Source organism: Paenibacillus sp. LBL, from assembly GCF_029893715.1.
Classification (GTDB): domain Bacteria; phylum Bacillota; class Bacilli; order Paenibacillales; family Paenibacillaceae; genus Paenibacillus_AQ; species Paenibacillus_AQ glucanolyticus.
Genome location: NZ_JARXYU010000016.1, coordinates 124533 through 136000 on the forward strand (window position 1 = coordinate 124533; position 11468 = coordinate 136000).

The following is an 11468-nucleotide window of genomic DNA, read 5'->3' on the forward strand; positions in this document are numbered from 1 at the left end:
TCTACAAATCTAGGAGGCAAAATAATATGCAGCCCATTGACATACACGAGGCGGTCAAGCGTCTCAACCCTGAGCAGCGGAAGGCCGTTGAAGCTACGGACGGACCTCTGCTCATTATGGCAGGAGCCGGCTCAGGCAAGACGAGGGTGCTGACGCACCGGATTGGTTACCTGATCGCCACCCGTAAAGCCGCACCATGGAGCATTCTTGCGATTACCTTTACGAATAAAGCAGCCCGCGAGATGCAGGAGCGGGTATCCAAGCTGGTCGGCCGCGAAGGCCAGGATATCTGGGTATCGACATTCCACTCGATGTGCGTGCGCATTCTGCGCAAAGACATCGAGCGGATTGGTTTTACCTCCAATTTCAGCATTCTGGATTCAACGGACCAATTGTCGGTCATTCGGAACGTGATGAAGCATCATAACATCGATCCGAAGAAATTCGAGCCGAAGGCGGTTCAAGCGGCCATGAGCGCGGCCAAGAATGAGTTGATCTCCCCGCAGCAGTATGAACAGAAAGCCGGGGACTATTTTGAATCCCTTGTAGCCAAGGTGTACACCGAATACCAGAAGCGCTTAAAGAGCAACAACTCGCTTGATTTCGACGATCTGATCATGACCACGATCCAGCTGTTTAAGGAAGTGCCGGAGGTCCTCGACTTCTACCAGCGCAAATTCCAGTACATTCATGTAGATGAATACCAGGATACCAACCGGGCGCAGTACATGCTCTGCCGCATGCTGGCGGACAGCCATCACCGCATATGCGTGGTCGGGGACAGCGATCAGTCCATCTACCGCTGGCGCGGTGCGGACATCACGAACATCCTGAATTTTGAGCAGGATTATCCCGAGGCGCGGACGATTCTGCTGGAGCAGAATTACCGTTCTACAGCGAACATTTTGAACGCTGCCAACAATGTGATTGGCCTGAACACGGGCCGCAAGCCGAAGAATCTGTGGACCGAGCAAGGTGAAGGACCGAAGATCAAGGTGTTCCGGGGGGATACGGAGCATGATGAGGGATATTTTGTTACCTCGGAAATCAGCAAGAACATCAATGCAGGCAAGAACTATCAGGATCATGCGATCCTGTACCGGACCAATGCGCAGTCCCGGGTTATCGAGGAAATTCTGATCAAGTCGGACATTCCGTACCAGATCGTCGGGGGTATCAAGTTCTATGATCGCAAAGAGATCAAGGACATGCTCGCCTACCTGCGCCTGATTTCGAATCCGGATGACGATATCAGTTTGACGCGGATCATCAACGTGCCCAAACGAAGCATCGGTGACACCACCGTCGCGAAGCTGGCTGCAGCAGCCGGAGAGCGGGGCATCTCGATCTTCCGCGTGCTGGAAATCGTGGACGACCTCGGTTTTGCCGGACGGACGCGCAATGCGCTGGTGGGCTTTTACGACATGATTGCCGCCCTCAGTCGAATGGTCGAGTTTCTCTCGGTCACCGAGCTTACGGAAAAAATACTGGAGATGTCCGAATACCGGCTCGAGCTGCAAAATGAGAATACGATCGAATCCAGATCCCGCCTTGAGAACATTGACGAGTTCCTGTCGGTTACGCAAGAGTTTGAGAAGAATAATGAGGATAAGTCCCTCATCTCCTTCCTTACGGATCTTGCGCTGATCGCGGACATCGATTCGATGAACGATGACGAAGAAGACCGCGACGACGCTGTCGTGCTCATGACCATGCATAGCGCCAAAGGTCTGGAGTTCCCGGTGGTGTTCATTATCGGCATGGAAGAAGGGGTATTCCCGCACAGCCGTGCCTTCATGGATAACGAAGAGCTGGAAGAGGAGCGCCGCCTTGCTTATGTCGGCATTACGCGTGCCGAGAAGCAGCTGTTCCTGTCCTGTGCGCGTATGCGTACACTCTTTGGCCGCACGACGGCGAACCCGCCTTCACGCTTCCTGGAGGAAATCCCGGAGGAGCTGAAGGAGGACACGCAGATGGCGCATGACCGCTACCGCCGCGGTGGAAGCGGAAGTGTAGGCGGATCTTATGCAGGACGTGGCTTCGGTGGAGGCGGAGGCAGCAACTTTGGCGGTGGACGCAGCGTGGACCTCTCCCTAAGTGGATCGACGGCTTCCGCTCAAGCTGCACCGAAGAGCCGGGTGACCATGACAACCGGTGCCGCATCCCGACCAGCGTCTGCTTCGGGCAGCGGGGAATTTAAAGCTGGCGACAAAGTAGCCCATGGCAAATGGGGTACCGGCACCATTGTGGCGGTGAAGGGAAGCGGCAATGACATGGAGCTGCAGATTGCTTTTCCGGCACCGGTTGGCGTAAAACGTCTTCTTGCCGGTTTCGCGCCGATTACGAAGGTGGAATAAGGGAAGAACTAGGAGCATCAGCATGAACGAAACGCAACCTGTTATGCCCTTATATTATTGAAGGAGGATTGCCCCTGTATGGATTTCAAGGAAAAGATGGGGAAGCTCATCACGGAGCTGAACAATTATAATTACCACTACTATACGCTGGATCAGCCGCTGGTGAGCGACAAGGAGTATGATGCCCTGTACGATCAGCTGGTAGCGTTGGAGGCAGAGACCGGAGCGACGCTTCCGGATTCTCCGACCCAGCGGGTGGGAGGGGAGATTCTGAAGGGTTTTGCCCCGCACCGTCATTTGGCTCCGTTATGGAGTCTCGATAAGGCTCAGAACATCGAGCAGCTCCGTACCTGGCATGATCGGGTGGTCAGGCTGGTCAATGACTACAATACGAAGAATCCCGGCAATCCTCTGCCGAATCCTTGTTACGCGCTGGAGCTGAAGTTTGACGGGTTAACGCTGAACCTTACCTATCAGGACGGCAAACTGGTTCAAGCTTCGACACGGGGCAACGGTGCAGTAGGCGAAGGCATACTGCCCCAGGTGAAGACCATCAAATCGGTCCCGCTGACGATTCCTTATGATGAGGGCACGATTGAAGTACAGGGCGAAGGCATCATGAACCTGTCCGTGCTGGAAAAATACAATCAAACCGCAGCCGAGCCGCTCAAGAATGCGCGCAATGCGGCGGCAGGGGCGCTTCGCAATCTCAATCCGAAGGTGACGGCCGAGCGCAAGCTGAACGCTTACTTCTATAATGTAGGCTACTCGGATGGAATCACTTTTGCCGACCACAAGGAAATGATGGATTTCCTGCGTGAGAACCGCCTTAAGGTCAATCCTTACATTTTCTACTTTGAGCAGTTTGATGATGTGATGGAGCAGCTGGCCGATATCGAGAAACGCCGTTCCGAGCTGGACTATCTCATCGATGGAGCGGTTGTGAAGGTGACCGATTTCCGCATCCGCGAGGCGCTGGGATACACCGACAAGTTCCCTCGCTGGGCGGTCGCTTACAAGTTCGAAGCGGAAGAAACTACGACCGTACTGCAGTCGGTCACCTGGAACGTGGGACGAACGGGTAAAATCACGCCGCTCGCGCGCGTGGAGCCTGTTGAGCTTGCCGGTGTTACCGTGCAAAATTGTACGCTGAACAATATCGGGGATATTGAACGCAAGAACCTCAAGTTCGCGCTGGGCTCACGTGTCTTCATCCGCCGTTCGAATGACGTCATTCCCGAAATTCTTGGAAAAGTAACGGAAGAGAACGACGGCGAAGAGATTTTGTTCCCGGTGGAGTGTCCGTCATGCGGATTCCCGTTGGAGCAGCGCGGGGCGCATCTGTTCTGCAACAACAAGACCGGCTGCAAACCGCAGATCGTGGCGAGAATTACGCACTTTGCTTCCAGGGACGCCATGGACATAGAAACGTTCAGCGACAAAACCGCCATTCAGTTGTATGAGGAGCTCGGCGTTCGGGAGCCTGCGGATCTGTATACCCTCTCTTTTGACAGCTTGGTGAAGCTGGAGCGATTCGGCGAGAAAAAAGCACAGAACCTGCTGGACGCCATCGAGAAGAGTAAGGAGCGGGATCTTGCATCGTTCCTCTTCGCCCTGGGTATTCCGAATACCGGCAAATCCACAACCAAGATGCTGGCCGATCACTACCGTGATCTGCATCGCGTGATGGCAGCGACCGCAGAAGAGCTCGTTGAGCTTCCGGACGTAGGAGGCATCGTGGCCGATAGTATCGCCGGATACTTTGCCGACCCTTTTGCGCAGGCGAGTATCGAGAAGATGCTTTCATTGGGCGTTCAAGCACAAGCGCCGGAAGCACCGAAGCCGGTCAGCAGCGATTCCTATTTCAGCGGCAAAACCGTTGTGCTGACAGGCACGCTTCATCTGCTGACCCGTGAAGAGGCAACGGAACGCTTGGAAGCACTCGGTGCCAAAGTCACCGGCAGCGTGTCCAAGAAAACCGATCTCCTCATCGCAGGCGAAAAAGCCGGCAGCAAGCTGGCCAAAGCCCAGCAGCTCGGCATCGACATCCTGGAGGATGAAGAAGAGTTCGTGCGCTTGCTGAACGAATAACATCTTAATCTGGATATATCTTGCAGAAGCAGATAAAACCCTATATAAACCGAGGCTATCAATAGCCTCGGTTTTCTTTTTTTCACTCGCTCGATTCAACCTCTCTTACTTCCCTTGTAAGCTTGATTTTTCTTGAATCTATTGCGTTTTCTCTCATTCGTCAAAACCTCCTATGAAATCGACTTTTTTTAACAAAAACATACAGAAAAGGATGGAGGAATCTAATTTTGTGGTCTAGAAGTTATTTACCATGGGTCAGTCATCCAATAGAAAGAGGTGGTAGTGAAGTCGTTTACTGCTAGTTTTAAGACCCTGTTGTTATAACAGAAAATTGAGTTGTAGGGAGGAGCAAAGTCTTGAGTAAACGAGTGTTGTCCATATTATTAAGTTTGATATTAATGCTTTCATTGGTTATTCCGGCAGCTGCTGCTCCATCGGAGTCCAAGCAACTGCTGAACAACCCGTTAAGTGCGGAAGATGCTTTGCAATTAAAGCAGATTCTGCAGGATCGGGCTGAGCTTGCCAAGACGCCTGTGCTTGATGAACAATTGGAAAGTTTGGGGACGGGTCAAGTTGATGTCATCGTTGAATTGTCTGCTGAGCCGGTTGCACTGGCGAAGGGGATTTCCTCGATAGCGGGCAAATCATTTAGTTCTTCCATGAAGGCAAGGGTTGAGCAGAAGGTAGAACTGCAGCAGCAGACCTTCATTGACAATCTGAGCACCAACCATATCAATCATGAGGTTTCAAACCAATATAGCTATGCTTTTAACGGGGTAGCATTGGAGATGGACAGCAATAAACTTGAAGACATTCTCAAGATCCCGGGTGTGCTCGGGGTATATCCCGATCTGGAAGTAACGGCAGGACCAAAAGGTGAAGTTAGCCCGCATATGAAGGATACAGGCCCGTTCATTGGCGCTCCGGAGGTATGGGATCTGGGATATACGGGTAAAGGGGTTAAAGTTGGTGTAATCGACACGGGAATCGATTACGTTCACCCTATACTGAAGGATGCTTATAAGGGTGGGTATGACTTCGTGGATAACGATAATGATCCTTATGAAACGACACCGCTTGATTGGGAGAACGATCCTACCAATCCGCCAGAGGTGGATGATAGAGGAAGCACGTACTGGACTGAACACGGAACACATGTGGCGGGCACCATCGCAGCCCGGGATGCGGGTGAATTCGGCGTTGTGGGTATTGCTCCGGAAGCGGATATATACGCCTATCGTGTTCTTGGACCTTATGGAAGTGGTAAGTCCAGCTGGGTACTGGGAGGTATCGACCGTTCAGTTCAGGATGGACTGGATGTCATTAACCTCTCGCTTGGCAATGCCCGCAATGATCCGGACTACGTCACGTCCGTAGCTATTAATAATGCTGCGCTGGCTGGTGTTACGCCAGTCGTTTCCAGCGGCAACTCGGGGCCGAACCGGTGGACCGTAGGATCCCCGGGGGCATCAGCATTTGCCATTACCGTAGGTAACTCTACAGGGCCAAGTGATGAAATTTCGGCAACCACGCATTTTTACACGGATGCTGTACCGCCTGCGGCGCCAATCGGCGTGGATGAGAGCGCAGTAGATACTGGGGCTCAGCCTGAACAACCGACTGTTCCTGAAGAACCGCCTGGTGTACAAGCAGATGATATAGCCCAACTGGCAGTGACGGATGAGAACCCGTTGAATGCAGCAGGCGAAGAAGCTCCGGCAGCGGATGCGGTCCCTGTTGAATCTGCCGAAGAAGAAGCTGTTCCTGCAGCAGACACAAATGCACCTTTGAGCGTAGTAGACGCTACGTATAAACTTGAACTGATGGCTTGGAATCTCGCCGAGGATCCGGAAGTAGTCCTTAACGGAGAGTTTGGCCTCGTTTATGCGGACCTGGGTAAACCTGAGGACTTTGCAGGCAAAGACGTGGCGGGCAAAATCGCGTTGATTAAACGCGGAGAACTCGCATTCGTAGATAAAATTGCCAATGCCAAGGCAGCAGGTGCCATCGGAGCGATCGTATTTAATCAAAATCCGGGACCGATCGGCGTCCTGCTTGGTGACAGCTTTAACTTTATTCCGACGCTTAGTATGAGTAAAGAAGATGGGGATGCCATCAAATCTCTGCTCGACGCCAACCCCGATCTCAAAGTAAGTTTTTCCGATTTTATGAGAAACAAGTCAGCCGGAGACGAGATCAATGACTCAAGTTCCCGCGGTCCGGCTAAAAAGACGCTGGATATTAAACCTGACGTTGTAGCACCGGGAACAAGCATTCTATCATCCGTTCCGGCTTACGGGAAGAACGATCCAGACGCGGATTACAGTCAATCCTATGACCGTTTAACGGGTACAAGCATGGCTGCTCCACACGTAGCGGGGCTTGCCGCACTCGTCTTGGAGAAACACAGTGACTGGACTCCGTTTGATGTGAAAGTCGCACTGATGAACAATGCCAAAGTGCTGGATACGGATTCCTATGATGTCACGGATCAAGGAGCCGGACGTATTCAGGCAGTTGATACCATTCAGGCCGAAGCTCTGGTCAAGGTTCTGGATAAGACCTCTTATCTGGAAAACGGAACAAGTAAAGAGCAGGACAACATTACCGGAAGCATTAACTTCGGTAATTTTACGGGAGCAACGGCTCAAACCGTTCAGAAGAAAATAAAGGTTGAACAGATTGGTGGTATTGGCGGAGCGTTTGAGGTTGAGGTTCATACAACACAATCGACCCCGGGAGTAGCGGTTATGGTGGATCAATCCTCCTTTGACTTAAGCGGGGAGAAAGAATTGATCGTAACGCTAGAAGTACCAGCCGGTATTACCGGAGTTTCGGAACAGCAGGGCTATATTAACTTTGTAAACGGTACCCGCACTTATTCTGTACCTTTTGTAGCATACTTTAATCTTGAAATGACGGGTGTCAAATATACGAAGGTCTATAACGACACGGAAACCTACCTGCCGCATTTTCCTTTGAATGAACAGGGGGAGCTTGGTGAAGTGTCTGTAGGTTTCGAATTTTATAATCCTATGCAAGTTGTCATCATTGATTTGTACGATAGCCTGAATCCTGAATCAGGACCAGATGGTGACGGGTTGATTGGGCAGATTTTTGGCTCGGATAAGTTTCTTTTCGAAGCCAACACGGAATATACGCTCGAATTTGATGGGGAGTACTTCAATTACACAACCGAAGAAATTGAATTGATTAAAGACGGTCTGTACTCGGTAGATCTTAAGTCCCTCGGTACCAATAAAGTCGTTTACGGCGATTACGCAACCATTCCGTTCTTTGTCAAAACCAAAGCACCTATCATTAACACAAAATCTGATGTGCAGGCTTCCAGTGGTTCCCCTCTCGCATTAACTGGAACCATCAACGATCTTTATGTTACGGCTGTTCCGGCTTTAATGGACGAATGGACGATTGATTTTGATGTCAGCGAATGGCTGGATGCCACTTATGTTGTCAAAAAAGCCGACAAGACCGTTGCCAAGCAAGGCAGCTTCGACGTCGAACAGGATGGCGCATTTAACATTGCGTTAGATGGACTGTCCTCAGGTAAATACAACGTTGAGCTTTCGGTTAAGGACCATCAAGGATTGGAAGGAAAAGCTGCGGTATCTGTTAATGTACCAAGCACTCCAGATCCAGGTAATCCTGGCGGCGGCTCATCATCCGGTGGCGGATCCACAGGCACACCATCCACTCCAGCTCCTGAAGTTTCGGGTGATGCCAAAGTAACCACGAAGAAAAATGCGGACGGCACCGAGTCTGCAACAGCAGCCCTGTCCGAAGCAGCGGTTACAGCTGGAATTGCTGGTGACAGCAAAGAAGTGAAGCTGGACGTATCCAAGCTTGATTTCAGTAAATATAGCGATGTAGCTCTTACACTGGGCAAGGCAACCGTTGATAAACTGAAAGCATCGGGCAAGCCTCTTGTTATAACTGGTAACGGCTTTACCCTGACAGTGCCTGCCGATGCCTTGGATGATTTCACAACGACCAGCGGATTCAGCTTAACGGTCTCGGCAGCTGCGAGCAAAGCAGGATCCGGAAACAGCTTGAGCGCTGTATCTTCCATTGTTACGGTTAAACACGCCGCCAAGTTCAAACATCCGCTTCTGTTGACCTTGAACTATGACCCGGCCAAAGTGAAAGATACTCGTAAGGTTGGAGCTTACGTTCAGTCGGAAAAAGGAGACCTGCAATCCGCAGGATTGCTGCAATCGGCGTCACGCGGATCGATCACGTTCCGTATCAACGGACCGGGATCTTATGCAGCCGCTGAGAATAACGCAACCTTCAACGACATCGTAGGCCACTGGGCTAAAGATGAGATCGAAGTTGCGGCTTCGCAGCATATTACGAACGGTACCGGTGCAGGCCGGTTCTCTCCGAACAATGCAGTGACCCGCGCCGAATTTGCGACGCTGCTTGATCGTATTTTTGAGACAGGCATTGATTGGGAGAAACGCAGCACAGAAGCGGGTGCGAAGAATCCGCTAACCCGTGAGGATATGGTAGTCATGATTGCTGAAGCATTGAAGATTGATTCTGAAGCAGGCTCCTTGTCATTTAACGATGCGAATCTGATTTCGGAGGATGCACGTGCGGCTGTAGCCTTTGCTGTGAAGGAAGGTCTGGTTAAGGGCGTAAGCGGCAACCGCTTTGCTCCAGACGAAACCTCCACTCGGGCGCAGGTATCCGTGATTGTGTATCGCTTGCTGGATTATTTGAATAAAATCTGATGATCTACGAGCTAGTGATTATATGCAGTAAGATAGGGTAGAATCGAGGGAGTTGTCCTGGGTCTTAAAAAGAACCGGGCCAGCTCCTTTCTTTTTTAAACTGTAAAATATGGTTATATATTCTCATTGTGTCATGGTATATTTTATATGGATTAGTCAATCTTTAATCGGAAGGGATAGACATGAAGAGTAAAAAAACATTCGGTTATCTGGCCATACTCTTATTCCCGTTGTTTATAATCATTTTGGTTTTAAGTGGATTGACTCAGCCCGGGAGGGAAGCGGAAGATCTTCGCATGAGCATCGAATGGCTGACGAAGTACGTACTGCCATGGATATTTCTGTACTGGTTCGTCAAACTCGTTAGAAAAATCAAATAAAAAGACACTCACCATGCACGTACTGTGCAGTTGATGAGTGTCTTTTTTACGATATGAGGGTTATTCTCTGGACCATTCGTCCAGCTTGTCATCGCCAGGAAGAAGCAGGGCAAGGAGACCGAGCAGAGGCAGAAAACCAATCGAGATCATGACATTGCCGATTCCCCAGGCATCCCCAAGATTACCGAGTACAAGCGAACCGATACCGCCCATGCCAAAAGCGAACCCGGTAATCAGTCCGGAGACCGTGCCAATATTGCCCGGATGCAGCATTTGAGCATAGACGACGGTAACCGAGAAACTCGACAGAAGTACAAACCCACCGATCACGAGCAGAACGGCCGCCCAGAACGAGGAGACAAATGGAAGGATCAGAGCAATCGGAGCTGTACCAATCATCGAGAACATAATCATGTTTCTGCGTCCGAACCGGTCTGCCAGAGGTCCACCGAAGAAAGTGCCTATGGCTCCTGAAGCGAGAAACAGGAAAATATAAATCTGAGCATTATCCAGCTTGATCTGGTAAGCATCCATGAGATAGAAGGCATAATAGCTGCTGATGGCTGCGCCATACCAGGAGCGGATAAACACAAGGACGACGAGCACCAGCGTTGCGTTGCGAATGCTTTTACGGCGGGCGGGATCGAGCATGCGCCCGGCGGCTCTCTTTTTAAACGTGTATCCTGCCTTCAGCATACCGTGATACCAATAGGCAACATAAGATTGCACGAGGATGCCCGCAGCGGCAACGAAGGTGAACCCGATCGCGCCAAACTGTCCAAACGGTACGAAGATATATCGCGTAAGTAGTGGAGCCAGCGACTGACCGGCATTTCCCCCTACCTGAAAAATGGATTGAGACAGTCCCTTTCGCATGCCTGCAGCCATATGGGCGACCCGCATTCCTTCAGGGTGGAAGGTCGCAGAGCCTAACCCGATCAGGACGACGGCAAACAACACCAGGATATAGGTATGCGCATAGGCCAGAATGAACACGCCTGCAAACGTGAAGCACATGCCGATCGGAAGCAGAATCGGTGTCGGCCTTCGATCCGCGGCGTAGCCGATAACCGGCTGGATTATGGAAGACGTAAAGTTGATGGCGAAGGAGATCCAGCCAATCTGCGTGAAGGTAAGAAAGAGATTATCCTTTAATATAGGAAAAATAGCAGGAATCACGGACTGAATCGAATCATTGAACAAATGTACAAAACTGATAGCGAGCAGTATTTTATATACCGTGGCCTGTTGTGCCTCTCCATGGGCAGGGCTTGGCGTATCCTTGGGTTTCTGGAGAGTTATGCTTTTGTCTGCCATTTGGCGAACTCCTTTCTTATGTAAGTAGTCGGGCTGTAGAAAAGCGATGAACTAACCTTAAAACCTTTTGAATAGGAAATCAATGACATTTCGAGATGAAATGAAGAATAATGCGAGTCTGAAATTCGATTGGTTTTGGTAAAGGATAAAAGATAAATGGGGGGAGTTTGGAGTCTTAAAACACCGAAATACGTATAAATCCGTTGTTATGAGAAAAGTAGCATAATTATATATGAAAAAGCTTGCTATATCACTTTCAGCATGGTATATTACTAACTGTCGCTTTTGACGAAAGCTTTTGAAGCTTGTCGAACGGTGTCGAAAAAAAGTGTTGACATCAAGTTGAATACTTGATAAGATATAAACCTGCGCTGCTGATTGAGATTAATCGGCAAAGCAGCCAACAAGTTCCTTGAAAACTGAACAAATGGAACACGTCAATGTAACACAAGCAAACGTTAATACGTTAGCTTCTAAATGAGCAAGTCAAACCTTTTTGGAGAGTTTGATCCTGGCTCAGGACGAACGCTGGCGGCGTGCCTAATACATGCAAGTCGAGCGGACTT

5 protein-coding genes and 1 rRNA gene are annotated in these 11468 nt (G+C 50.3%); 5 read left to right on the plus strand and 1 reads right to left on the minus strand.

All coding sequences use genetic code 11. The features are described 5' to 3' along the window. Nucleotides 1-26: 26 nt before the first annotated feature. From pcrA to M2277_RS25495, 4 genes are all read left to right on the plus strand, one after another. Nucleotides 27-2357 carry a DNA helicase PcrA gene (pcrA, locus tag M2277_RS25480; RefSeq protein ID WP_006212976.1) on the plus strand — a complete coding sequence of 777 codons (2331 nt, stop codon included), beginning with the start codon at nucleotides 27-29 and terminating at the stop codon, nucleotides 2355-2357. Nucleotides 2358-2435: 78 nt separating this feature from the next. Further along, nucleotides 2436-4448 (plus strand): NAD-dependent DNA ligase LigA, encoded by a 2013-nt coding sequence (gene ligA / locus M2277_RS25485; protein WP_280755928.1) that lies wholly within the window; start codon nucleotides 2436-2438, stop codon nucleotides 4446-4448. Between the two features lie 356 nt (nucleotides 4449-4804). Then, nucleotides 4805-9205: a S8 family serine peptidase gene (locus tag M2277_RS25490; RefSeq protein WP_280755929.1), complete on the plus strand. Its 4401-nt coding sequence runs from the start codon at nucleotides 4805-4807 to the stop codon at nucleotides 9203-9205. Nucleotides 9206-9387: 182 nt separating this feature from the next. Continuing rightward, a complete protein-coding gene (locus tag M2277_RS25495; RefSeq protein WP_006212973.1) occupies nucleotides 9388-9585 on the plus strand; it encodes a hypothetical protein in 198 nt (65 codons plus the stop codon). A gap of 60 nt (nucleotides 9586-9645) precedes the next feature. Here the strand turns inward: M2277_RS25495 and M2277_RS25500 are convergent, their stop codons facing one another. Then, nucleotides 9646-10902, minus strand: a complete 1257-nt coding sequence (locus M2277_RS25500) for an MFS transporter (protein ID WP_006212972.1) — start codon at nucleotides 10900-10902, stop codon at nucleotides 9646-9648. 493 nt (nucleotides 10903-11395) lie between these two features. On the opposite strand from M2277_RS25500, the gene M2277_RS25505 reads away from it, so the two are divergent. Continuing rightward, a 16S ribosomal RNA gene (locus M2277_RS25505) occupies nucleotides 11396-11468 on the plus strand; the annotation flags it as partial.

Excerpts from the sequence above, each read along its gene's own strand:
- M2277_RS25500 (WP_006212972.1), bottom strand. The coding sequence starts at position 10,902 with ATGGCAGACAAAAGCATAACTCTCCAGAAACCCAAGGATACGCCAAGC.
- pcrA (WP_006212976.1), top strand. The coding sequence starts at position 27 with ATGCAGCCCATTGACATACACGAGGCGGTCAAGCGTCTCAACCCTGAG.
- ligA (WP_280755928.1), top strand. The coding sequence starts at position 2,436 with ATGGATTTCAAGGAAAAGATGGGGAAGCTCATCACGGAGCTGAACAAT.
- M2277_RS25495 (WP_006212973.1), top strand. The coding sequence starts at position 9,388 with ATGAAGAGTAAAAAAACATTCGGTTATCTGGCCATACTCTTATTCCCG.